This window comes from Thiomicrorhabdus sp. zzn3 (genome assembly GCF_029767755.1).
GTDB lineage: Bacteria > Pseudomonadota > Gammaproteobacteria > Thiomicrospirales > Thiomicrospiraceae > Thiomicrorhabdus.
On the sequence record NZ_JARUQS010000001.1, the window covers coordinates 696631 to 719034 of the forward strand.

At 49.3% G+C, this 22404-nt stretch carries 24 protein-coding genes; 9 read left to right on the forward strand and 15 right to left on the reverse strand.

The window, feature by feature from the left end:
- Window positions 1-123 precede the first annotated feature (123 nt).
- The 4 genes from QCB44_RS03190 to QCB44_RS03205 form a co-directional block, all read right to left on the reverse strand.
- On the reverse strand, window positions 124-594 hold the full coding sequence (locus tag QCB44_RS03190; protein WP_279407885.1) for a hypothetical protein: 471 nt from the start codon (window positions 592-594) through the stop codon (window positions 124-126).
- A 169-nt stretch (window positions 595-763) separates the two neighbouring features.
- Window positions 764-1240, reverse strand: a complete 477-nt coding sequence (locus tag QCB44_RS03195; RefSeq protein ID WP_279407886.1) for a copper chaperone PCu(A)C — start codon at window positions 1238-1240, stop codon at window positions 764-766.
- Window positions 1241-1298: 58 nt separating this feature from the next.
- Window positions 1299-1931 carry an SCO family protein gene (locus tag QCB44_RS03200; protein WP_279407887.1) on the reverse strand — a complete coding sequence of 211 codons (633 nt, stop codon included), beginning with the start codon at window positions 1929-1931 and terminating at the stop codon, window positions 1299-1301.
- A 111-nt stretch (window positions 1932-2042) separates the two neighbouring features.
- A complete protein-coding gene (locus QCB44_RS03205; protein ID WP_279407888.1) occupies window positions 2043-4055 on the reverse strand; it encodes a TonB-dependent receptor in 2013 nt (670 codons plus the stop codon).
- Between the two features lie 340 nt (window positions 4056-4395).
- On the opposite strand from QCB44_RS03205, the gene ilvA reads away from it, so the two are divergent.
- Window positions 4396-5922 (forward strand): threonine ammonia-lyase, biosynthetic, encoded by a 1527-nt coding sequence (gene ilvA, locus QCB44_RS03210; protein ID WP_279409181.1) that lies wholly within the window; start codon window positions 4396-4398, stop codon window positions 5920-5922.
- Window positions 5923-5991: 69 nt separating this feature from the next.
- Here ilvA and QCB44_RS03215 read toward each other — a convergent pair whose 3' ends face one another.
- The 6 genes from QCB44_RS03215 to purM form a co-directional block, all read right to left on the reverse strand.
- Entirely contained in the window at window positions 5992-6414 is a 423-nt protein-coding gene (locus tag QCB44_RS03215) for a hypothetical protein (RefSeq protein ID WP_279407889.1), read from the reverse strand.
- Window positions 6415-6485: 71 nt separating this feature from the next.
- A complete protein-coding gene (gene gshB, locus QCB44_RS03220) occupies window positions 6486-7529 on the reverse strand; it encodes a glutathione synthase (RefSeq protein ID WP_279407890.1) in 1044 nt (347 codons plus the stop codon).
- A gap of 265 nt (window positions 7530-7794) precedes the next feature.
- Window positions 7795-8412 carry a dCTP deaminase gene (dcd, locus tag QCB44_RS03225; RefSeq protein ID WP_279407891.1) on the reverse strand — a complete coding sequence of 206 codons (618 nt, stop codon included), beginning with the start codon at window positions 8410-8412 and terminating at the stop codon, window positions 7795-7797.
- Entirely contained in the window at window positions 8409-9140 is a 732-nt protein-coding gene (locus tag QCB44_RS03230) for a DUF3108 domain-containing protein (protein WP_279407892.1), read from the reverse strand. The genes dcd and QCB44_RS03230 overlap by 4 nt, the downstream gene beginning before the upstream one ends.
- 65 nt (window positions 9141-9205) lie before the next feature.
- Window positions 9206-9877: a phosphoribosylglycinamide formyltransferase gene (gene purN / locus QCB44_RS03235; protein ID WP_279407893.1), complete on the reverse strand. Its 672-nt coding sequence runs from the start codon at window positions 9875-9877 to the stop codon at window positions 9206-9208.
- Between the two features lie 140 nt (window positions 9878-10017).
- Window positions 10018-11067 carry a phosphoribosylformylglycinamidine cyclo-ligase gene (purM, locus tag QCB44_RS03240; protein ID WP_279407894.1) on the reverse strand — a complete coding sequence of 350 codons (1050 nt, stop codon included), beginning with the start codon at window positions 11065-11067 and terminating at the stop codon, window positions 10018-10020.
- A 253-nt stretch (window positions 11068-11320) separates the two neighbouring features.
- Between purM and QCB44_RS03245 the strand changes: the two genes are divergently transcribed.
- The 8 genes from QCB44_RS03245 (at window position 11321) to QCB44_RS03280 (ending at window position 17527) form a co-directional block, all read left to right on the forward strand.
- A complete protein-coding gene (locus QCB44_RS03245; protein ID WP_279407895.1) occupies window positions 11321-12487 on the forward strand; it encodes a DUF2066 domain-containing protein in 1167 nt (388 codons plus the stop codon).
- Entirely contained in the window at window positions 12488-13195 is a 708-nt protein-coding gene (gene hda / locus QCB44_RS03250; RefSeq protein WP_279407896.1) for a DnaA regulatory inactivator Hda, read from the forward strand.
- 133 nt (window positions 13196-13328) lie between these two features.
- Window positions 13329-13823, forward strand: a complete 495-nt coding sequence (locus QCB44_RS03255; protein ID WP_279407897.1) for a TlpA disulfide reductase family protein — start codon at window positions 13329-13331, stop codon at window positions 13821-13823.
- Between the two features lie 59 nt (window positions 13824-13882).
- A complete protein-coding gene (locus QCB44_RS03260) occupies window positions 13883-14413 on the forward strand; it encodes a thioredoxin fold domain-containing protein (protein ID WP_279407898.1) in 531 nt (176 codons plus the stop codon).
- A 19-nt stretch (window positions 14414-14432) separates the two neighbouring features.
- A complete protein-coding gene (locus tag QCB44_RS03265; RefSeq protein WP_279407899.1) occupies window positions 14433-15842 on the forward strand; it encodes a TolC family protein in 1410 nt (469 codons plus the stop codon).
- Window positions 15839-16378 (forward strand): efflux RND transporter periplasmic adaptor subunit, encoded by a 540-nt coding sequence (locus QCB44_RS03270; protein ID WP_279407900.1) that lies wholly within the window; start codon window positions 15839-15841, stop codon window positions 16376-16378. The genes QCB44_RS03265 and QCB44_RS03270 overlap by 4 nt, the downstream gene beginning before the upstream one ends.
- A 38-nt stretch (window positions 16379-16416) precedes the next feature.
- Window positions 16417-16680, forward strand: a complete 264-nt coding sequence (locus QCB44_RS03275) for a hypothetical protein (protein WP_279407901.1) — start codon at window positions 16417-16419, stop codon at window positions 16678-16680.
- A gap of 13 nt (window positions 16681-16693) precedes the next feature.
- Window positions 16694-17527 (forward strand): PilZ domain-containing protein, encoded by an 834-nt coding sequence (locus tag QCB44_RS03280; RefSeq protein ID WP_279407902.1) that lies wholly within the window; start codon window positions 16694-16696, stop codon window positions 17525-17527.
- A 33-nt stretch (window positions 17528-17560) separates the two neighbouring features.
- On the opposite strand, the gene QCB44_RS03285 is transcribed toward QCB44_RS03280, so the two are convergent.
- The 5 genes from QCB44_RS03285 to QCB44_RS03305 all read right to left on the reverse strand — a co-directional run bounded on the left by QCB44_RS03285 (window position 17561) and on the right by QCB44_RS03305 (window position 22388).
- Window positions 17561-18235: a dienelactone hydrolase family protein gene (locus tag QCB44_RS03285; protein ID WP_279407903.1), complete on the reverse strand. Its 675-nt coding sequence runs from the start codon at window positions 18233-18235 to the stop codon at window positions 17561-17563.
- 29 nt (window positions 18236-18264) lie between these two features.
- Window positions 18265-18939, reverse strand: coding sequence for a phosphoribosyltransferase (locus QCB44_RS03290; protein ID WP_279407904.1), 675 nt, complete (start codon window positions 18937-18939; stop codon window positions 18265-18267).
- A gap of 163 nt (window positions 18940-19102) precedes the next feature.
- Complete coding sequence (locus QCB44_RS03295; RefSeq protein ID WP_279407905.1) at window positions 19103-20308, reverse strand: ABC transporter permease; 1206 nt, start codon at window positions 20306-20308, stop codon at window positions 19103-19105.
- A complete protein-coding gene (locus QCB44_RS03300) occupies window positions 20305-21093 on the reverse strand; it encodes an ABC transporter ATP-binding protein (RefSeq protein WP_279407906.1) in 789 nt (262 codons plus the stop codon). The genes QCB44_RS03295 and QCB44_RS03300 overlap by 4 nt, the downstream gene beginning before the upstream one ends.
- Complete coding sequence (locus tag QCB44_RS03305; protein WP_279407907.1) at window positions 21090-22388, reverse strand: efflux RND transporter periplasmic adaptor subunit; 1299 nt, start codon at window positions 22386-22388, stop codon at window positions 21090-21092. Before QCB44_RS03305 ends, QCB44_RS03300 begins: the two co-directional genes overlap by 4 nt.
- Between the last annotated feature and the right edge of the window lie 16 nt (window positions 22389-22404).

The following is a 22404-nucleotide window of genomic DNA, read 5'->3' on the forward strand; positions in this document are numbered from 1 at the left end:
TTTTTTCTGACCGGTAATTGTAATCAATCTACGGTCCGTTGTATAGCGCCGGAGGGAGACAATGAATTCAGGCCGCTCACCAAGGCGAACAGGCCTGTTAATCAGGTAGGAAACGAATCGAGATTATTTAGGGTGGCTATATAAAACCGGTGGGGCTTCCACTTGCGGCTTGTCTGCCACCAGTTTTGGCGGCATCGTGCCTTCTTTGCGTTCGTAAGCGGCGACAATCATGCCGGACTGTGATACATAGTACATATCCGGATAGACGTGAACGGCCTTAAAGGTCATCGGGCGGATCTGACGAGATTGTTCCGCCAGGGGTTTGCCCAGTGCCATATACATGCCGCACATGGTCGAGCTGGTGCCGACTTCTTTTTTCGCCAAACGTGCGTGGTCTTGATGGCTGAGCTGGCCACGTTGATCAAGTTCTTTAAAATAGGCCTGTTTGTCCGCTTCCGTTTCTAGGGTGGAGTAGGCGACACACAGATCCAAGCTGTTCATTTTGTGCAGATCGGTTTCGCTTGCTTGAACACTGCCAAAACAGAGGGCGGAAATCATTACGCCCAAACCAGTATGATGTACGAACTTTTTCATCTAACTACCTATTTTTATTATGGTTTTCGGTTATGTGAAGCCGAAAAGGCCTCATAGTCTAACGCGTTTTGGAGGCAAAAATCCAGTTTTTGCCGCCAGGGGCGAAAATGCCTAAGAAAGAGTCAAGGGTTTGCTGGAAAAATTGGCGTGTTTTTCCCTTAAACTCCGATTAATGCATATGTTGCATCGTGCCCATGCCTTTTAGAGATTTTACCGGCATCGAGACCGTTTTATGGCTACCATCTTCGAATTTCAAGTCCACGCTGACGGTTTGTCCGTTTTTCAACGGTTGTTTTGGGCCGATCAACATAATGTGCAGTCCACCTGGCTTTAATACGGTTTGGCCGTTAGCGGGAATGCTGATCGCTGGAATCTGACGCATGCGCATCACCCCGTTGTCGTTAGTGTGGGTATGCAATTCGACTACTTTGGCCACGTCTGAATCGGCGGCAACAATCTTAATTTCTTCGTCACTGAGGTTGTCCAGTGTCATAAAGCTCGCGCTGGCTGGAGCGCCTGGAGGCACTTCGCGAGCATAAGCGTTGCTGACATCAATGTGTTCTGCCTGATCGGCTTGTGCACTAAAAGCAGACAAGGCGGTCAGGCCGCCAAAAATAAGAGCGCTCAAATGAGTTTTTAGAGACATTATCGATTCCTTTTGGGTTTGAAAATTAAAAAAGTAACCAGGCCTGGTTGTTTAACGATTATTCATTCGTGTTGGGTGCAACCTTGTTTAAATAGTGACGAATGGTTTTTACAAACTGATCAGGGCGGGTGGCATGCGGCAACTGAGTTTGTAAGCGTCCTTGTTGATCCACCACGTAGGTAAAGGCGGAATGGTCCACTGCATAATTGGTGCCGTTATTGGGATCGTCAACCTTGGCGTAGACCACACCATAGCGTTGGGCGATTTCAGCTAACTGTTCCGGTTTGCCGGTTAAGCCCAGAATGTTGGCCTCAAAATAGTCGGCATACTGCTTGAGTCTGGCCGGAGTATCTCGTTCCGGATCAACGGAAATAAACAGGATTTGCAGTTGCTGTTTTTCGGAAGGTGTTAGCTGACGATACGCAACCGATAGGTTTCCAAGGTTGGTCGGGCAAATATCCGGACAATAGGTGTAACCGAAATAGATCAGTACCAGTTTGCTCTTAAAGTCGCTTAGTGAGTGTTGACCATCTACAGCGGTCAAGGTGAAGTCACCGCCTTGCGGTTCATTCTCACTAATCAGTTTGGCCCGCTGTTCCGCATGATGATTCAGTTTGCCTGGAATCAGAAACAAGGCCGCACCGATCAAGGCACCAAGCAGGACTATGCCGAGAATGGTTTTGGTTTTCATAAGTCACCTTTAGTGGACGTGATCTTCGTCCGTTTTACCCGAATTTTAAACTCAAAAACCGCCGTAGGAAAATTCCACAGGCGGTGTTGAGGTTAACCGGGTCGCTTTAGATTAAAACTGTGCTGAGACACGGGCCCAGACATTACGACCGGGTTCGTAGGTTTTGTAAATATCACCTTGGGTTGGGTCGTAACGGTTAATGTGGCTGTAGTAAGCATGGTCAAACAGATTATCGACACCGGCCGACAGTGTAAAGGTTTTATTGACATGGTAGCCCGCATACAGATCCACGGTGCTCCAGGCTGGCGTTTCGGTTTCGCCAATCACGTCGTAAACCGAATCCTGCTCTGTCGCAAAGTTAAAACGACCACCTGCGTACAGGTTGGCGGTGTAGTACTCGGCAAACACATTACCCGATAAAGGGGTCATGCCCGCAAGGTTGTCTTTGTCAGTGGTGTTGTCGCCACGCGTCAACGCAACATTAAGACCGGTTCTGACATGGTCGTTGGCAAAATAAGTGGCCGCCATTTCCAGTCCGTAGAGCGCGGCGTCCTTGTTAAGGTAAATCACTTTCGTACCGCTGGCGTCTTTGGTTCTTAGAATATAGTCATCCACCTGGTCGTAGAAGGCGCTCACGCTCCATTGATAGTTTTGTGTGCTTTGGCTGATTCCGGCATCCAATTGTTTGTGAACTTCAGGGTTCAGGTCTGGGTTACCGATCCAATTGCCTTTGTTGATAAAGCGTTCGGTTGCGTCGGCAGTACGCGTAGTACGGCTGATACCGATATGACTGTTAAGCCCGTTATCGTAACCTCGTTCATAACGGGCCAATAGGTTCCAATTGCCTTCTTGCACTTTCGTATCGCCAGAGTAGTCGGCGTAATTCATGGTGTAAAGTGCAATGGCTGTCGGAGAATCCGGGTTGTCGGGTTTAACGTCCGCTTTACGCGCCTCTGCGGTGACTTGGTCATAGCGTAGGCCAAGAATCACTTTCTGGTTATCTTTGAATAACGAAGTGCTTTCAGCAAACACACTGTTCTGTTCGGTCAATACATCCGGCCACATCAAGTGGGCTGAAAGATCGTTGTTGCGGTTGTAAAGGGTCGCATTCTTAACTTCCGACTGCAGAATCACACCATAGTCCAAAGAGGTATGACCAAACTGACTGGTCAATTTGATTTTGCCTCCCGTGGTTTCCGTATCCGACAGGGTTTCCATGCGCATTGGCATTCCCATTTTAATCGGCGGTTCCCTGAGTTCGAAGTTGTTCATGACGTGCTCAACCGTGGATTGATAGATTTCCACTTCAAGCGCTTGAAGGTTTTTCGCCAGGTTTTTGCCTTGATAGCTTAGGCGCTTGATTTCGCCGTCAGACAGCGGGGCATCCATCATCGCATCTTCATACAGTGCGTCTTCAGTACGGCTGGTCTCGTAAGAGAATTTGAATTCGTTATTGGCATCCGGGCGCCAGCCTAAATCGATATGACCTTGTTGGCTTTCGTAACTGGAGCGCACTTCGTCTCCATTGCCGTCTTCATAGTTTTCGGCCGATTTTTTTGAACCCTGCAGGACGACATAGAACTTGTCGCTGCCAGCCTCTACCTTAGCGTTAAGGTCTTGTGTTAAGCCGTTTGATGCCGTTGCGGCACTGATCTCACCATTCAAAGGTTTGCCGTCTTCGAAAGTAGGAGAGGAACGCTCAAAAATGACCGTCCCGCCGGTTCCGCCAGCTCCGTGCTCCAGGGTTTGCACTCCCTTGATCACCGTCACTTCATCATAGCTGTTGATGTCAGCGTAAGAGGTCGGAGGGTCCATGCGATTTGGGCAGCCTCCGGCGATTTCGGCACCGTCCAGAATCACATTGATTTGCGTGTTTTGCTGGCCGCGAATCACCACGTCAAGCCCATGTCCCCCCATGCGCACTGCATCAACGCCATTGAGTTGACGTAGTACTTGTCCGGTTTCGGTATTACCGGTTTGGATCAGTTCTTCTTTTTCTACCGTTTCCGAAGCGGTTAAGCGCTCTTCGCTTACTGTGATCGGGGCAATTTCGGTTGCCAGTGCAAGGGAAGGGGCTCCAAAAGAAGTTAAAATGGCCACAGCCAGTTTTTTACGAGGGAACATAGGGGAAATCCTTTAGCCTTAAAATATCTTTGTATTGTTGTTATTTGCTGCGTATTTTACGGAATCCTTTTGAATACAATCCTTGAGATAGATTGAATGGAAAAACGACAAAATTGAGGGAGTCTATATAAAGTATTGAGAAAGTATGGTTACTTAATGGCGCTCAATTTTTTGATCGAAAATAAAATTTCCCTGCCAAAGCTTTACTGGGTTATTTCAGTAACTCTTGAGATGGGTGAGCAGGGTTGAATAGCAGTGTTATAATGGCCCGCAGTTTCCAATAATTATTGCCGTTAACCCCTTTGTATTAAGGGGGCACAAGATGGATAGAGAAGAATTGATGCCAGAAGAAATTTTGCGCCGTGTGCTCACCGTTCCCGTTTATGATGTGGCGGAACAGACGCCTTTAGAGAAAGCCCCTTTGCTGTCAAAACGCTTACAGAATCAGGTTTGGTTAAAGCGTGAAGATCTGCAACCGGTTTTCTCATTTAAGTTGCGCGGCGCCTATAACCGGATGGTGCATTTGAGCGAAGAGCAGAAGGCGGCCGGAGTGATTGCTGCTTCAGCGGGTAATCATGCCCAGGGTGTGGCGTTGGCGGCCAGTAAAATGGGCATTAAGGCCACGATTGTCATGCCTAGAACCACGCCACCGATTAAAGTCAATGCGGTGCGTAACCTGGGCGGTCATGTTGAACTGCACGGCGACACCTATGACGAAGCTTCGGCCTTTGCCAAAAAATTGTCTGAAGAGCAGCGTCTGACTTTTGTGCATCCTTATGATGATTTGGATGTGATTGCCGGGCAAGGAACGATCGCGTTGGAAATGTTGCGTCAGCACTCCCACCCATTTGATGTCATTTTTATTGCTGTTGGCGGCGGCGGACTCATTTCCGGGATCGCGTCGGTGATTAAACAGGTCTCTCCGCAGACACGTATTATCGGCGTGGAACCGGAAGATGCGGCCTGTATGACGCGAGCTTTGGAAGCGGGTGAGCGTGTCGTGCTTGATCAGGTTGGGATTTTCGCCGATGGCGTGGCCGTTGCTCAGGTAGGTGAGATCCCGTTCCGTATCGCGCAGAGTTGTGTGGATGAGATGATCACGGTCAAGACCGATGAAATCTGTGCTGCGGTCAAAGACATTTTTGAAGACACCCGTGCGATCGCCGAACCGGCCGGTGCGGTCGCTTTGGCCGGAATGAAGAGGTTTGTTGAGAAGTACGGGGTTTCCGGCTTGGAAATGGCGGCAATTGTCAGCGGCGCCAACATGAATTTTGACCGTTTGCGTCATATTTCCGAGCGTACGGAACTCGGTGAAAAGCGTGAAGCGATTTTTGCAGTGACCATTTCCGAGCAGCCGGGAAGCTTCAAACAGTTTTGCGAGTTGTTGGGCGGTCGTCGCGCCATTACCGAATTCAACTACCGATACTCCGATCCAAACAGTGCGGTGGTGTTTGTCGGGGTGCGTACCGAAGGCGGACAGGCGGAACGTCAGGCAATCAAGACGCAGTTGGTTGAGCATGGCTATGCGGTTGAAGACATGACTGACAATGAAATGGCCAAGCTACACTTACGCTATATGGTCGGTGGGCACGCTAAAGGGGTTCACAATGAATTGCTGTACCGTTTTGAATTTCCGGAAAGACCGGGGGCCTTGTTGCAATTTTTGACGCAAATGAGCGAAGAGTGGAATATCAGCTTGTTCCATTACCGGAACCACGGCGCCGCTTACGGACGCGTCTTGGTGGGAGTACAGGTTCCGCCTGAACAGAGTGCCGACTTTGAAGTTTATCTGAAGAATCTAGGTTACCGCTACGCTAACGAGCAGGATAACCCGGGCTATCAATTGTTTTTGAGACCGACCGAATAGGGCGCTGATTATTCACCACCGGGCCGGTTGAAAACTAAGCAGGCCTGGTGATGTCAATGCCACGCCTGTTCAGCGGTAGTGACGACAAATGGGGTCGTCTTGATCCTGAGCGATGTTTTCCAACGTCAGAGGGGCCGGCGGCATAAAACCGCTGTGGCGCATTTCCGCACTGCATGCCTCAATTTGTTGAAAGGTTTGCGACGCATCCAGTTCATGTGCAAATGCCATCGCTTTCTGTTGCGCTTGAGCTTCTTTACCCGCTTTACAGAGTTGGCGCAGCTCACTTTCTAATGCATTAATCTTTTCTTCATATCGATGCAGCGCCATTTCATCCACTTCTTGTAGGCATTGCTGCATTTTGTGCATCTGATGAATCATTTGTTGCATCTGCGGCGTCTTCATCGGTGCCATATTTTCGGCCTGTGCCGTCTGGATGAATAAGCCGATTAACAGCGGGGTCAAGACTGAAACAGCCTGGTTCTTGAAGTTCATGCAAGGGGTCCTAAATGGTGTGAATGGACGAGTGGAATCGGTCTCCACTCGTCAAAAAGGTGGGTAGAGTTTTACAGTTCGGATTGGCGGAAATCGCTTAAACGTTTCAGTAAATATTCCAGTTCCGCGCGTTTTTCTTCTTTTTCGTGAACCTTTTCTTCAATAAAATCGACCACCGGAATTTGCAGTTTCTTTTTATCCAGTTTGTTGATATTGCTGATGCCGCCCGGGTTAAGGACGTTTACTTCCAGAATCTTGTCACCGATCATGTCGACGCCGACAAAGTAGAGACCGTCGGCAGCGAGGCGAGGGCCGATTTTTCGACACACCGCCATTTGAGAATCGGTCATTTTGTATTTATGCGCGGTGCCCCCAACTTGGATATTGGCGCGCACATCGCCTTCAGGCGGTTTGCGATTGTAGGCGCCAATGAACTTGCCGTTTAGCATCAAGACGCGCACATCGCCATGTTCGGCCCCTTCAATATACTCTTGAATGATGATGTAGTTGTCGTCACCTTGACCGTGGATATAAAAATCGAGAATCGAGTTGATGTTCGACTGGGCATTTTTCTCCAAAACGATCACGCCGTGGCCGCCGGAGCCGACCAGCGGTTTTAGAATGACTTTGTCGCCAGGCATTTCATCGATGATCTGGCGGATAAATTCCTTGTTTTTAGAGACATAGGTGATCGGCAGGAAGCTGTTGTTCGGATCGTTGAAAGTCGTGGTGTAAAGCTTGTTATTGGCTTTACGGATCCCGTCGATATCGTTCAGAATCACACACTCATCCTTGATGGAATCCAAAAAGTTGAACGTGATCGGATCAATTGGCGGATCTCGGCGAATCATCAAACTGTCCAATCCGTGCAGCGGCGACAATGCCTGCTTGAATTTGACCTTCTTGTAAAAATGCACGATGTTGTCAGGTACTTTATCCATCGGCTCAATGCGTTTCACGTAACCGTATGCGACGTTGTTGCGTACCGTCAAATTTCGCGGGCTCAAGATGGATACCTTGTGGCCGCGCTTAATGCATTCGCGAATAATTAGGATGGTGGAGTTTTTGGTCGGATCGATCTGATCCCAGTCAGCAATCATAAAGCCAATGTTCATATCGGATTACCTATTAGATTCCCTAAAACTTGAGGGTGAAGAGGGTTTTTAGGCCACTTTTTTCGCCCGGTTTGAACGGGCTTTTGAACCGTCAAACGGCATTAGTGCAATTAAGGGCAATTATCGGACAAAAACGTAAAATGTAAAGTAAAAAGAGAATTGGGCGGGTAAAAATGAGCCGGATATATTTTGAAGAGAGCTGTGAGCAATAAGGGAAGCAGGCCGGTTCGCGTTAAGTGAACAGGCCTGTTCAATTCAAGCTGGGTTACTCGCCCAGCAGGTCGAGCTGAGCTTCGTCTTTCTGGTCTTGGTTGATCCGGCTGGCAATCGGGCCTTGCTGATCACGGTATTTCGCGTCGGCGCGTTTGTTGTACGGTTTGACCGAGGCGCTGGAAAGGGTTTCGAAGTTAATCGCGCAGATATCCATGCCCGGACGCAGTGCTAAAGGCAGCTTCCCACTGTTAAAAATTTCCAGCACAATTTGGCCGTTCCAGCCTGGGTCAATACGATGCGCCGTTACATGAACCATAAGCCCCAAACGCGCCAAGCTGGAACGCCCGTCTAGCCAGCCGACTAAATCATCCGGAATCGTCACCGATTCATAGGTCGCGGCCAAGGCTAACTCGCCGGGGTGCAGGAAGAAGGCTTCCCCTTCCGGAATCAAAATCTCTTCTCCCATGACGGTGTCCATGATTTTTTGCACTTCGTCACGCGGTCCGCTCAAATCGATAAATGGGGCGGTGTGGTCATTGAACACGCGAAAACGATTATCCAGGCGTAAATCAACACTGATGCCTTTGATTTTTTCCGGTTTGGGTTGGGGGTCAATGGTTATTTTGCCTACCTTAAGGTGCTGGATAATGTCGCGATCGCTCAGTTTCATAATGTTTTCGGAGGTTCTTCTAGTAATAAAGTGATGGTTTTGTCTTTTTCAATATTATAAACCTCAATCCGTCCCGGGAAGTAGTCATATGCAGGTAACAGCCAGATTTTTATTTTGGCTTTTGGAGTTTCAAAAGCCAACCCCTGGGCTTCCACGGTGGTTTCCATGTCGGCCAGATCGATGCGGCTTTTGCCGTTCAACGCCTGGATGGTGACAGCGTCCTGGCTGCCGGTATCTTGCAGGTGAAAGCCAGTGAGTGGTTTTTGGTTCAGTAGATAAAATTGCAGGGCATACGCAATGGAGACCATGTCAAATACATTGGGATTGTGCGGCCAGAAACGGTCTTTCTCGACGTAGTGAACCTGGTTGTCGTCAGTGGCAATAAAACGTACGGTTTTGCTGACGTTGCCTTTCTTGAATGTGGTTTTCTGATAGCTTTGCCAAATAAAATCGGTATCCGATTGCTGCAGATGAATGATTTCTTCGGTTTGTTCGTTGACAAACAGACTCGCCAAACCACTGGGTTTGGCGGTAGCCGTCAAAGTGCAGTGGGCTTCTATACATTTCAGTTCCTGCTCCGAGGTGCCGAGCTTGATGCCAAAGGCATCGACTTCAAATCGAGCTTGGAACTGGGGCAGCGGTTTGGCGAAAGCATAATCGGGTAGAGCCAGAATGGATACAGCCATTAAAGTGAGTTGAATGTGCCGAAAGAGGGAAGGAAGGTGCATATTAAACTCCGTTAAGCTAACCTAAGCCCGTTGGCTTTCAATTTGCCGATTGTTTCGGCGGGGCGTTATTGAACCGTGGCCTCTTCAGGAAGTGATTCCAGCTGTAGTGGTTCGTTAAGCGGTTGGTTTTGATACCAGGCCTGGCCGTTTTTAAAACGCAATTTTTCTTCTGCAAACCATTGTATAACCAAAGGATAAGCAAGGTGTTCCTTTTGATGCACTTTCTGCTGCAGGGTGTCAGCCCCTTCTTGCGCTTCGATCGCCACTTTGGCTTGCAAAATAACCGGTCCGCCATCCAGTTCCGGTGTGACGAAATGGACGCTTAAACCATGGTAGCGGTCTCCCGCGTCAATGGCTTTTTGATGTGTGTTCAATCCCGGGTGTTTAGGCAGTAGCGAAGGATGGATATTGAGCATTCTGCCCAAATAGTGCTCGGTAAAGCCATCGCTGAGAATACGCATAAACCCAGCCAACACCACAAGGTCGACCTGTCTTTGGTCAATTTGTTTTTGCAGTTCAGAATCAAAGCTGACGCGGTCTTCGTAGAGCTGGTGCTCTACAACACAACATTCAATTCCGGCGTTTTGCGCGCGTTGCAGACCATAGGCATCCGCACGGTTCGAAAGCACCAACACAATCTCATACAGATCCGCATGCCGCTGCTGATGATCAATGATGGCTTGTAAATTGGAACCGTTGCCGGAAATCAGTACGGCAATGCGTAGAGGGTGTTTCATATCTGGGTGTTCGAATGTTGCTGGAAAGCCGGGTTGTAAAAGTGAGGCTTGAATGATTCTTTGCCGATAGAGGAGAGGTTCAAGCCTTTTCTTGCCTCGGCCACTGGTTTTTAACCGATGGCCGATTGAGTCTGAAAATCTTAGCCCTTATAAAGCACGACCGTTGGTTCAGCCTGCTCTGAAGATTCGATTTCGCCGATGACGGAAACGGTTTCACCCGCTTGGGTGAGCAGGTCAATCGCCTTTTTCTGGTCGTTTTGGTCGACAACCAACACCATGCCGATACCGCAGTTAAAGGTACGATGCATCTCTTCATATTCCACATTACCGGCTTTTTCCAGCCAGTCGAATACCGCCGGACGTTGCCAGCTGTTGGTGTCGATTTTTGCCATGGTGTTTTGCGGCATGACGCGTGGCAGGTTTTCTAACAGGCCTCCTCCGGTAATGTGAGAAAGCGCATGAATTTCGACCGACTTCATTAACTCTAATAGTGGCTTAACGTAAATACGGGTTGGTGCCATCAGAGCATCAATCAGAGGCTGACCGTCGATTTCGGTATTCAGGTCGGTACCGGATACTTCCAGAATCTTACGGATCAGTGAGTAACCGTTGGAGTGAGGGCCGCTGGAAGCCAAGCCAAGCATGACATCGCCGGCTTTGACTTTGGTACCGTCAATCAGTTCGGATTTTTCCACAATACCGACACAGAACCCGGCTAGGTCGTAATCGCCTTTTGGATACATGCCTGGCATTTCTGCGGTTTCACCACCAATTAGGGCACAACCTGACTGCAAACAGCCTTCACCAATGCCTTTGACAACGTCGGTGGCGACATTGACATCCAAATGGCCAGTCGCATAGTAATCCAAGAAGAATAATGGCTCAGCACCCTGAACAATCAAATCATTAACGCACATCGCTACCAGGTCAATTCCCACCTGATCGTGCTTGCCGCTATCAATCGCCAAACGCAATTTCGTGCCCACACCATCGGTACCCGATACCAAAACAGGGTTTTTGTACTTGTCCATTGGCAGCTCAAACAGGGCTCCAAACCCACCTAACGATGCACTGACTTCTGGTCGCGCGGTGGCTTTGGCAATCGGTTTAATGGCATCTACCAGGGCATTTCCCGCATCGATATCGACACCGGCGTCTTTGTAGCTGATTGATTGGGTGTTTGCAGTCATAGTGTTGTTAACTTCCGTTGCTATGGCTCATTTAGCCGTGTTAATTTTGAGCGGTGTTTGACTTAATATTGAAGCCTCATCAGGCTACCGGTTACTTTTAATGCAGATTTAAAAGCCCAAATAATAGCCGTTTATTGTGGTTAACTCAGTGAAAAAAACGAGTTAAAAGAATGTTTCAGAGTTTCCTAATAAAAGTCTCTACCGACTACACAAAAAATATTATGATATTGTATCGAAAATTTAAGAGTCAGATATGAGAAGTTTCATTCAAATTCTTTTAATTCTGGGAGTGAGTGTCATTGCTGGCACTGCAAATGCACAAGGGGCGATCAATGCTGAACAGGGGGGAGCGCTGTTCACCTTGACCGAGGCGTTTGACCCCGAGGTGGATGATCAAGGCCAAATTGTCGGTAATCCCGATCTCAACCAACGGATGCGCCAAGGGATGCGCAATTTGCTCTTGCGCCTGACCGGCGATGACGCGGTGGTGCATAGTCCTGAAGGTCAAGATTTGATTGCAGAGGCCAAAAAATGGTTGAGCAGTTATCATTTCGAACCTCGCAAAGAAGAGGGGGTGACGGTTGGACAGAATTTGGTGCTTGAGTTTGACCGGCAACGTTTGTTGTCACGTTTTCAGTCCCAAAATATTATTATTTGGCCTCGTTCCGAGCGTCCTAAAACCTTGGTGATGGGCTCCTATCTGGAAGCGGGAACGATCCTGAAGCTCACGCCTGAAAATCTGGGGTATCGTCCGGATATTGAGTTTCGCAGCTACCCGCAGCTGCTGGCTTTGCCAATGCGATTTCCGCACCGTGAGTCCTCCTGGGTGTATCCGATAGAAGGCGGTCTTTCAGCGGAGCAGGCTCAGGAGCGGCTACTGGCGAATGACAGCCAGTATCTTTTGACCTTTCAGCTTAAGCGTCTTGCACCTAATCAATACGATTTACAATGGCGTGTTTATGACCAAAAAGGCTCTGATGTGCTAAGTGGTTCGAGTCAGGGCGCGCGCAATGCGGCTATGCTTGAAGCGATGTTCGATCGTGTGATGGCGCTTTATTCTTATGGCTATCGGCAAAGTGCTAGCGTGCTGGGCAGCGCGACCGTTAAAGTCGATCAATTGTTGAGTGCCGAACAAATTGTAGCGATTGAATCCTTTCTGAAATCACAAAAACCGACTGTTCACCAAGTGTTTTTGCAGGCGGTTGAGGGCAGCCGTGCAGATTTTGATGTGGTGTATCAGGGGCGTTATGAACAGTTGTTAGCGCTATGTCGCCGTATTGACGGCAGTGAGCTGGTTTCTGAAAGTGCGCTCACCGGCGAAATTCATCTGAAGCTTTTTGGGTTGAATCAACGCCCAGAAACTCAGTTGATTGATTTGTCAAAAGAGTACGAGGCGACAATGCAGGAAGAGGGACGTTGAATGTTTGTGCAGATGCCGTTAAAAATCGGTTTACGGGACGATGCGTGTTTTGAAACCTTTGTCACCGAACAGGAGTCGGTTGCCGTGGCTCTGAACGCATTGCAGTCCGCCTTGAAAGCCCCCAAGGGAAGTGCGTTTTATCTGTATGCCGAAAGCGGTGCCGGGAAAACACATTTACTGCAGGCGGCTTGCCGCTATGTGACCGAAAAAGGTCAGGCCAGCGTCTACTTGCCGATGCAGGACAGTGCCTTACCCCTGATTCCTGACGTTTTGATCGGACTCGAGCAGACGCCGCTGGTATGCCTTGATGATATGGAGTTGATTATCGGTCAGCCGAAATGGGAATTGGCGTTAGCCAATCTGCTGACCAAATCCAGTGTGCAGGGACACAATGTGATTCTGGCAGGTGAGCACTCTGTGGTCGATTGGTCGTTAGCGACGCCGGAATTGACGAAAGCGTTAATGACCGTGTTGCCGATCAAACTCTCCAGTTTGAATGAAAAAGACGAAGTCATTATGGCACTGCAACGTCATGCAAAACGGCTGGGTTTTGAATTGCCGATAGAGGTTGGTAATTATCTGATTAAACAGTTTTCCAATGATCTTCAAGAGTTGCTGGCGGTTCTGAAGATGCTCGAACAAGCAACCCTGGTTGAAAAACGCCGTCTTACGCTGCCTTTCGTTAAAAAAGTGTTGGGGCATGCCTGAGGGAATGAACGGACCCGAATCCGTTCAGTAAAATCGAATAAACGAAATTAAGTGAGAAAGAATGCAACTAACGAACATGACTAAACGATTAACTTTACTTTCTAATTGTCTATTTCATAACGTCAAGCAGCGAATGAAAGTCCTATTTTCTCTGGCTTTACTGAGCGTTGCCACGGCTGCCATGGCGGAACCGCCAAGCAAACCGATTGAACTGGTTGACCTGGATGGCAAGCCATCCCTGCTTTCAGACTACAAAGGCAAATGGGTGGTATTGAATCTGTGGGCGACTTGGTGTCCTCCTTGTCTGGTTGAAATTCCCGATCTGATCATGTTCCATGAGGCGCACAAGGATAAAGACGCTATTGTGATTGGGGTAAATTACGAAGATAATGATCCGCAAAAGGTCAAAGCGTTTGCAGAATCGCAAATGATCAATTACCCCGTTGTTCGTTTTAAGCAGAAAATAGATGGCAAGACGACCCCTCTTGGAAATCTGAATGGGCTGCCGACCACCTATATGGTGGCACCGGACGGTACGGTAGTGGCTGCACGTACGGGTATGGTGGATCAAAAAATGCTTGAAACCTTTATGCAGCGTTATGAACAGATGCAAAAAGAGAAACCATAAAGAGCGGTTTTAAAGGATCGCCTTACCGGTTTTGAATTGGTTCCAAAAGGATATTCGCTATGAAAAAATGGTTGTTGAGTTTTATCCTGGCAGGCCTGTCGGCCTTTAGCGGCAGCGCCTGGTCGCAGGCAGGCAGTTTTTTCGATGAGTCTTTCGGTAATTATCAGGAAGAGCTTGAAGTTGCCAGAGAAAACGGCAAGAAAGGCATCTTTATTTTTTTCCATATGGAAGAGTGTCCTTTTTGTCACCGCATGCGCAGCACCATCATGACCGAACCGGATGTGATTAAACTGTTTAAAGACAACTTTATGACGTTCGAGGTGGATATTGAAGGCAGTAATGAGGTGACGGACTTTGATGGCACGGTTTCGACCGCACAAGATATGTCGGAGAAAAAGTATCGTGTGCGCGCCACCCCCGTGATGATGATCTTTGACCTCGACGGTAAGCCGATTCTGAAATACACCGGTCCGACGCGTACCAAAGAAGAGTTTAAATGGTTGGCGCAGTATGTGATTGATGGTGCCTACAATGAGATGCCGTTCACCAAATACAAGCGTCAGCAGAAACAAGCTGCGCGCCAACCGTAATCCAAGCCGGGAATTGAGTATGAAAAACCTCGTTAGATCCATGCGTTTGGTACTGATTTCGGCCGGGTGTATTTGCTGTTTGGCGACTTCTGCACAAGCACAAGCACAAGCGGAACCGTCTCAGGCCGAAGCGATTCAAAATCCGAGCTTGCCAAATCCGTTGACCTTGGAATATGTCTTGTCCCTGCCTTTGGCCGAGCATCCGGCGTTGATGTTGCAACAGGCCAGACAAGCGAAGCTGCAATCCCAGCTGACGCAACAGCAGGCACAGGATCGACCGCAATTGGATTTGGTCGGCCGCTTGGCGTGGCGTGAATACGCGGAAAAGGACGAAGATTTTCACCTTGCAGCGGTGCACGCCAATCAAAAACTCTATGATTTCGGACGCAACCAACATCTGATTGAATCCGTTCAGGCAAAACAAGCGGCTCAAGCAGAGCTGTTCAGGGAAGCGGAGCAGCAGCTTAAATTAAAGCTCATGCAGAGTTATTTCAATGCACTGTTGTCCGATTTCCAGTACCGTATCGATAACGAAGCGATGGCCGTTGCCTATATCAGTTTTGATAAGGCAAAAGATCGTCTGGAACTAAAACGCATTTCCGACGTCGATTATCTGGAAATGGAAAATGAGTATCAAAAGATTTTGGTGAAACGCTCACGTTCTGAATTCAACCAACTGCAAACACGGCTGAATTTGGCGAATTTAATGGGCATGCCGAAAGCGCGTCCGGATGAGTTAAGCTTCCCGAATTTGGATCGATACGCCAAGCGTGATGTGAAGGCATTGCAGTTGGAGGTATTGCAACAACAGGTGTTGGAGAGCAATCCTCAAATCTTGGCCATGCAGCAAAAGCACAAGGCGCTGGAATCGGAACTCCAAAGTTATCAGGCCTCTAAAATGCCGGAGTTTGATGTGGATGCCTGGGCGGGTAAATTGTCCAGTTATCCCGAGATCCGTGAAGGCAGCTGGTTGATTGGACTCAATATGAAGGTACCACTGTATGACGGCGGTAGCCGCTCATCGAAAATCAGTGAAACCAAAGCGCAAATGCAGGTGTTGCAGTCAAACATGCGTTTGCTGGAGCAGCAGTTACGAGACCAAGTCGCGGATCTCTATTTTCAGCTCAAATTGTTGCCGACGGAGCGTCAACAACATCAGATTTTTGGAGATTATGCGGATCTGTACCTCGACTACAGTCGTGCTCTCTATGAGAATGAAACCGCGACCGATTTAGGTGATTCCATGGTGCGTCTGTCGCAAGCCAATTACAACCACGTCGCTTGGCAGTTTAAGCAGGCATTGTTATGGGCGGAGTTGGACTTCTTAATGGGAAAAGAAGTGTTCCCCGATACGAGTTCCACCGCCAAGCTAAATTCTGAAACCTCTGCATCAGATTCCGCTCAATCAGTTCAAGGAAACCCATCATGAAAGTATTTGAGTTTAAAGCTACTAAACCGTTTCGCCGCATTGCCGGGCAATGGCTTGCCGTTGGCGTTTTCAGTGTTTTTCCCGTGTGGGCGATGGCTCAGAATGTCACGATCGGAGCCTTGGTTAGCGGTCAAGTGGTCAAGGTCAATGCCAAGGAGGGGGATTCGGTCAAGGCCGGTGCCTTGTTGATGGAAATTGATCAACAGGTGTATCGTGCAAAAATCGAGGCGATGCAAGCTGAAGTCAAACTGAGAAAGTTGCAGTTGGATGACGCCAAAATCGAATTGGAACAGGCGTTGGATCTGTTTGATCGTACGGTGACCGCGCGGCGTACTCTGGATGCAGCGCAATTGGCTCATGATGTCGCCGAAGCCTCGCTGCTTAAGGCAAAAGCACAGTTGAAAACGCAACAGGCCTGGGGCAAGTACTACCGCATTACGGCACCGTTTGCGGCTACAGTGGTGAAGGTATATGCTCCGCAGGGTTCGACGGTGTTTAAAGAGAACAATCCCCTGATCGAACTGCAACCGCAATAATTTTTTCATCTAGAGTGTCTTGGAGACGGAGAACACATATGTTATCCACACGAATTCGTTATGCCCTGAAATATTGGCGTTTAGCCATTCATTTGCTGTTTAAAACGAAGCATTTTGGGGTCAATAATGTGTGGTGGGCATCACAGCCTTCTGCGATTGGCTGGCACTGGTATCAAATTCTCTGGGGGGTGTTAACGATTATGCCGATCGTGCGCAACTATCAGTCACTTAAGGTGCGCAGTTGTTTGGGATGGATTCCCGAAGCGGAGTGCCTGGCTTTAGGGTTTAAACCCAAATCGTAATTAGGTAGTGCAGGTGTCCGAATCGATTCAAGACAATGAGCAGAGACAATCTTCCCGGTTTCGTCGCCGCTTCTGGGTAACGGATCATGAAGATAGCGCTTTTACCGAACCCTTTGAAGGTTATGACGTTAATTTAACCGGCTTAAGCTTCTGTGTGAACGAAGCCGATCTGTTTTTTCCAGAACAGCCGCTGAGTTTGCGCATCAAAAATCTGGAGACAGATGAGGTATATTGCTTGGAAGGGGCCGAGGTGGTGCATCTATATGAAACGCCTGCCGGTTTTATCTGTGGTTGCCACATTACCCATGTGACCAGTTCTCAATTGTTAGCGCACCACCGTTTGGTGATGACCGACGAAAACAGCGCCGCGCTTTCTATGCGTGACAGTGATATTGCGGAATTCCATTTTGTTGAAGAGGGCTCCCCGCTTTCCCGGGATCGAGCGGACTATCAGCAGGCCAGCATGGCGTTGAATCTGGCCGTTTCTCAGTTGCTTGACGGTAAAGAGGAGGGGTTGGCGCGTTTGACGGAGCTGCGGAATAAAATCTCAGCGTTGCAGAGTGTTCCTCAAGCGGATGAGATTCAATCGCTTATCGAGCAGTTAATTGCTTCATATCGCTCCATGTCGGAGACGACCTTAGCACTGAGTATGTTGGCCAGACTCCTGGTACACACACCCGATCGTGAAGAAGATAAGCAGGCGTGGCAGACGATGATTGCCGACTTTGAAAATCGTTTTCTGAATGAACGGCAGCAGGTCGCTTATGATTTTATGCACCAAGGTCTGAGTGCTGAGGAAGCCTTGATTGCAGCGGAGCAGTATTTAAGCGAAGCGGACAATTCATGAGCACAGCCAAAAAATGGCGTTTTTTCAGCGTTTCTATTGAAGGTGTTTTATAAACCAGTTTTTAGCGGTTTCTGCCGCGGCTGGCAGAGTTCCCGGTTCCTCAAATAGATGGGTCGCACCCTCGATTGTCACCAGTTCGCAGTGCGCACGCATCGCTTCCTGTGCCTGTTTATTCAACTCCAGCACCTCCCAATCCAAGCTGCCGACAATTAGAAGCGTAGGGGCGAGCACATCCGGTAATGAGGGCATGGCCAGATCCGGTCGGCCACCGCGAGACACCACGCATTCCACTTCATTCGGGCGGGCTTTAGCCGTGTTGAGTGCGGCCGCGGCTCCGGTACTGGCCCCGAAAAGACCAATTGAGAGTTGGCTCAGAGTGGGGTGTTCGCTCAACCAATCTACAGTCGCGATGGTCCGGCGGCTCAGCAGGTCAATATCAAAACGGAATTCACGCGTCATGGTGTCAATACGGTTCTCCTCCTGCGTCAGGAGATCAAACAGCAAAGTCGCCAGGCCTGCCTGGTTTAAGAGGTCGGCTACATAGTGATTACGCGGGCTGAAACGACTACTGCCACTGCCGTGAACAAACACGACTAATCCCTTGGCTTGTTCTGTTGGTGAGGGGACGTTTAGAATTCCTTCTAACTGCACATCTCCGGCTTCAATCAGCACTGTTTGCTCGGCTTCAAAAGGCTGGTGGTTTGACATTGCTGCGACTCTTAGTAAACGGTTCATGATCAGGTTCGCTTTCGTGACGTGTATTTTTCGTTTTCCCAAGCTTGAGCCAATTGGTTCATGACTTCAGCATCACTGACTTGGCTGAAGTCTGTATACCACTGTCCAATGGAGGAAAACCCGCTCGGTTGTATCGGACAGATGACCTGATCGACCATTTTTTCCAGTGCAAGGACGGTATCCGGTGGAGCAACCGGGACGGCCACTACGATAGTTGAAGCTCCATGGGCTTTTACGGCATTAATCGCGGCTTTCATGGTAGAGCCGGTTGCGAGTCCGTCATCCACTAGAATAATGGTTTTTTCTTTCAATTCAGGATAGGGACGTTGGCCACGATATAAGCCTTCGCGGCGTTGGAGTTCTTGTTGTTCATTTTGTTCAACCGCATCAATCGCATCGTCGTCAATGCCATAGGCACGAATCACCTGTTCATTCAGTACGCGAACGCCCCCGCTGGCAATCGCACCCATAGCCAGTTCAGGAAAATGAGGCGTGCCCAGCTTTCGCACCAGCATGAGATCCATTGGCAGTTTGAGTTGATCAGCTACTTCAAAAGCAACCGGAACGCCTCCGCGTGGGAGAGCAAGAATCAAGGTGTCAGGCCGTTGTTGGTAGTCAGATAGAAGCGAAGCCAGAGTTTGCCCGGCCTCAACTCGGTTAGTGATAGGAACCTGCATCTCCAACTCCCATGCTTTGTAATTTGGAAACAGTGGCTTCAGCTTAGAAAATCGTTAGCGCCTTTTCAATGTGAAATACGTTGTTTGGGCAGGAATCGTATAAATACTTGTTTTAAATCAAAATATGACCAGAGAATATTCAGTTTGGTCATCTTGATGCATTCTATTCGTGACGGAGTGCCACGATGGGATCCAGTCTTGCGGCTTTGCGTGCCGGAAAATAGCCGAAAAAGACGCCAATAACCGCTGAGAACAGGAATGCAAGAAGGATAATCCACAGGTTGAGTACAAATGGAATGGCCATGGCGATGGACAAGCCATAGGAGACCACAATCGCCAAAAAGATTCCGAACAGGCCTCCAAAGGTAGAGAGTACCACCGACTCTACCAAGAACTGCAACAGCACCTCTTTTTCGAGCGCGCCGATGGCCAGACGGATACCGATTTCTCGCGTGCGTTCGGTCACCGACACCAACATGATATTCATAATCCCGATACCGCCGACCAAAAGACTCACCGCCGCCACGGAACCGAGCAACATGGTCAGGACTTCGGTGATATTGCTGAGCATGCTGGCGATCTCTTTCATGTCCATCACCGAAAAATCATTCTCTTCGTTGTCAGAGAGACGGCGACGTTCACGCATCAGGTTTTCTATTTTGGTTTTATACTGTGCCGTATCTAAACCGTGTTGAATCGCCACCTGAATACGATTGATGTCGGTATTACCACTAATACGTCTTTGAAAAGTCTTTAATGGCATGATGATCAAATCGTCCTGATCGGAACCAAACGTACTTTGTCCCTTGGCCTCAAGGATGCCGATGACTTGGCAAGCCATGTTTTTAAAACGAATTTTATTTCCCAGCGCGGTGCCGGCAGCAAACAGCTCTTTTTTGATGGTTTCCCCGATGACGCACAGCGCACGACCGGAGCGTTCTTCTGAGGCCGTAAAGATGCGCCCAGAACGGATTTTCCATTCCCGTACGGTGAAGTATTCAACCGTGGTGCCTGAGACCGTGGTGGACCAGTTTTGATTACCATAAACGGCGGTAATCCCTTCACTGGATATGGGAGCTGCGGCTTTCACGCCGCGAATATCGCGTTGCAATGCGGTGGCGTCATCGCGTTTAAACAGAGGGGCGGTGTTGCGCGCTCCCATGCTCATGCGTTGGCCGGGTCTTATATTAATGAGGTTTGACCCCAGACTAGCCACATCCTGGGTCACCTGTTGGGTTGCGCCACTGCCTAAAGTGACCATGGTAATGACTGAAGCCACACCGATGACGATGCCTAATACGGTCAAGAAGGAACGCAGTAGGTTGCGGCGTATTTCGCGCAAGGCAAGAAGAAAAGCGTCCCAAATCATGGTGCGTTGTCCTCCATTGAGGTGGAGCTTGCCCTTGACGGCGTGATCTGATGTTGATCCGTTGACGTCTGGTGGTCATAGCCCTGTTGGCTAACGATTTGCCCATCCTTGAAAAGAATGCGTCGGTCAGCGTAGGCGGCCATCTCTTCTTCGTGGGTCACCATGATAATGGTAATGCCTTGTTCCTGGTTAAGTTGACTGAGAATCTGCATGATTTCATGGGAATGGCGGCTGTCCAGGTTTCCGGTGGGTTCATCGGCCAAGAGCACTTTGGGTTGGGTGACAATCGCTCGTGCAATGGCCACACGTTGTTGCTGGCCTCCTGACAATTCTCCGGGAGTGTGATCGGTAAAGGTTTCCAGGCCCACACTTTGTAATGCCTGTAGAGCTAGATTACGGCGTTCTTTAATCGATAATCCCCGGTAGATGAGAGGCAGTTCGACATTTTCCAGTGCGGAGGTGCGATTAAGCAGATTGAACCCCTGAAAAACAAAGCCCAAGTAGTAACGACGCAGCAAGGCACGCTGGCGGGTGGTCATGCTTTCGACGTGCAAGCCGTCAAATTGATAGGCTCCCGACGTCGGGGTGTCGAGACAGCCGAGGATATTCAAAGTGGTGGATTTGCCTGAACCGGAATGGCCCATAATGGCGACAAACTCACCTTGCTGGATAGTGAGATCAATGTTCTTGAGTACGGTTGAACGTGCGGCGCCACTCCCATAGCATTTAGTGACGGATTGCAGCTGGATCAGAGGGGGTGGATTGGGCGCACGTTGAGAGGTCATGGCGTACGGCCTTCCAGGGTATCGATAATGACCGCTTGACCAAGCTCTAGCCCACTGGTAATTTCGGTATGGAGGCCATCGGTGAGGCCGGTTTGCACTGAGATTTGCTTGGGCACGCCGTTTTCCAAAACCCAGACATGATCGGCTTTTTGATTTGAGTGTGCGGTTTTTTCTTCTCTTGGTCGTCGTGGCAGCAGTTGGCTGACTACGCTGCTAGAGCCCGATTTTGACGCTTTAGGCAATTCAAAGCGTAGCGCGCTGTTGGGCACAAGCAGAGCATTGTGAATGTGTGCCACCGTAATGTCCGCAGTCGACGTCATTCCCGGTTTTAACTTAAGTTCGGGGTTGTCGACTTTTAATCTGGCGGGGTAGGTGACCACGCCATCCACCGTTTCAGAGGCCAGATGAACTTTGGTGATGGTAGCGGGAAACGTCTCTTCGGGAAAGGCATCCACGGTAAAAGTGGCGGTCTGGCCTTCTTTAACCTGGCCGATGTCGGCCTCATCGATATTTAACAGCAGTTCCATTTGCGTCAGTGTGCGCGCGAGCGTAAACAGAACCGGAGCCTGGAGGGATGCGGCCACGGTCTGCCCGGGATCTATTTTCCGGGAAAGCACCACGCCGTCAAGCGGGGAAACGATGATCGCTTTGCGCAACTTGTCTTGCTGTAATGCAAGTGTTGCCTGCATCTGTTCGAGTTGCGCTTGCGCTGACTCCAGGTTCGCTTGGGCTTGTCGGAAAGCCGAGCGTGCGGTATTCACCTCTTCTTTGGAGATAAACTCTTTAGGTTCCAATTCGGCTTTGCGCTGGAACGTGGTGTGAGCTTCGTCATGCTGAACTTGAGCCTGTTTAAGCTGGGCTTGGGCGGCGTTGACGTTAGCTCGTGCTTGTTCGACTTGGGCTTCCAACGTGGTGGTGTCCAGTTTCAGCAGGACTTGCCCCTGTTTGACCTGATCGTTTTCATCCACCAAAACGGCTTTAACCGTTCCTGACGTTTCCGAGCTGATATCCACTTGATCAAGCGGGTTGAGCGTTCCGGTGGCGGTAACCTGAATTGTGAGATCTCCTTTCGTGACCTGTTCCAGGTCATAGCGGTATTGCGTGCGTTCTTGCGTGCTGTACTCCCAGGCCAACCACAGACCGATTGCGAGCAGCAAAATGAGCAGGCCTGATACCCAGATGGCTTTGTTTCGGCCACGAACTGGCGAGGCACCCAAAATTTCGTCTTTGAAGTTTTGTTCAGGTGATGGATTCCGTGTTTCAGGTTTCGAATCGGTACTAGGAGAGTGGGGCATGGCGAACTCCAAAAAA

Coding starts and splice junctions, on each gene's coding strand:
- QCB44_RS03190 (WP_279407885.1), bottom strand. CDS start 594: ATGAAAAAGTTCGTACATCATACTGGTTTGGGCGTAATGATTTCCGCC.
- QCB44_RS03195 (WP_279407886.1), bottom strand. CDS start 1,240: ATGTCTCTAAAAACTCATTTGAGCGCTCTTATTTTTGGCGGCCTGACC.
- QCB44_RS03200 (WP_279407887.1), bottom strand. CDS start 1,931: ATGAAAACCAAAACCATTCTCGGCATAGTCCTGCTTGGTGCCTTGATC.
- QCB44_RS03205 (WP_279407888.1), bottom strand. CDS start 4,055: ATGTTCCCTCGTAAAAAACTGGCTGTGGCCATTTTAACTTCTTTTGGA.
- ilvA (WP_279409181.1), top strand. CDS start 4,396: ATGCCAGAAGAAATTTTGCGCCGTGTGCTCACCGTTCCCGTTTATGAT.
- QCB44_RS03215 (WP_279407889.1), bottom strand. CDS start 6,414: ATGAACTTCAAGAACCAGGCTGTTTCAGTCTTGACCCCGCTGTTAATC.
- gshB (WP_279407890.1), bottom strand. CDS start 7,529: ATGAACATTGGCTTTATGATTGCTGACTGGGATCAGATCGATCCGACC.
- dcd (WP_279407891.1), bottom strand. CDS start 8,412: ATGAAACTGAGCGATCGCGACATTATCCAGCACCTTAAGGTAGGCAAA.
- QCB44_RS03230 (WP_279407892.1), bottom strand. CDS start 9,140: ATGCACCTTCCTTCCCTCTTTCGGCACATTCAACTCACTTTAATGGCT.
- purN (WP_279407893.1), bottom strand. CDS start 9,877: ATGAAACACCCTCTACGCATTGCCGTACTGATTTCCGGCAACGGTTCC.
- purM (WP_279407894.1), bottom strand. CDS start 11,067: ATGACTGCAAACACCCAATCAATCAGCTACAAAGACGCCGGTGTCGAT.
- QCB44_RS03245 (WP_279407895.1), top strand. CDS start 11,321: ATGAGAAGTTTCATTCAAATTCTTTTAATTCTGGGAGTGAGTGTCATT.
- hda (WP_279407896.1), top strand. CDS start 12,488: ATGTTTGTGCAGATGCCGTTAAAAATCGGTTTACGGGACGATGCGTGT.
- QCB44_RS03255 (WP_279407897.1), top strand. CDS start 13,329: ATGAAAGTCCTATTTTCTCTGGCTTTACTGAGCGTTGCCACGGCTGCC.
- QCB44_RS03260 (WP_279407898.1), top strand. CDS start 13,883: ATGAAAAAATGGTTGTTGAGTTTTATCCTGGCAGGCCTGTCGGCCTTT.
- QCB44_RS03265 (WP_279407899.1), top strand. CDS start 14,433: ATGAAAAACCTCGTTAGATCCATGCGTTTGGTACTGATTTCGGCCGGG.
- QCB44_RS03270 (WP_279407900.1), top strand. CDS start 15,839: ATGAAAGTATTTGAGTTTAAAGCTACTAAACCGTTTCGCCGCATTGCC.
- QCB44_RS03275 (WP_279407901.1), top strand. CDS start 16,417: ATGTTATCCACACGAATTCGTTATGCCCTGAAATATTGGCGTTTAGCC.
- QCB44_RS03285 (WP_279407903.1), bottom strand. CDS start 18,235: ATGTCAAACCACCAGCCTTTTGAAGCCGAGCAAACAGTGCTGATTGAA.
- QCB44_RS03290 (WP_279407904.1), bottom strand. CDS start 18,939: ATGCAGGTTCCTATCACTAACCGAGTTGAGGCCGGGCAAACTCTGGCT.
- QCB44_RS03295 (WP_279407905.1), bottom strand. CDS start 20,308: ATGATTTGGGACGCTTTTCTTCTTGCCTTGCGCGAAATACGCCGCAAC.
- QCB44_RS03300 (WP_279407906.1), bottom strand. CDS start 21,093: ATGACCTCTCAACGTGCGCCCAATCCACCCCCTCTGATCCAGCTGCAA.
- QCB44_RS03305 (WP_279407907.1), bottom strand. CDS start 22,388: ATGCCCCACTCTCCTAGTACCGATTCGAAACCTGAAACACGGAATCCA.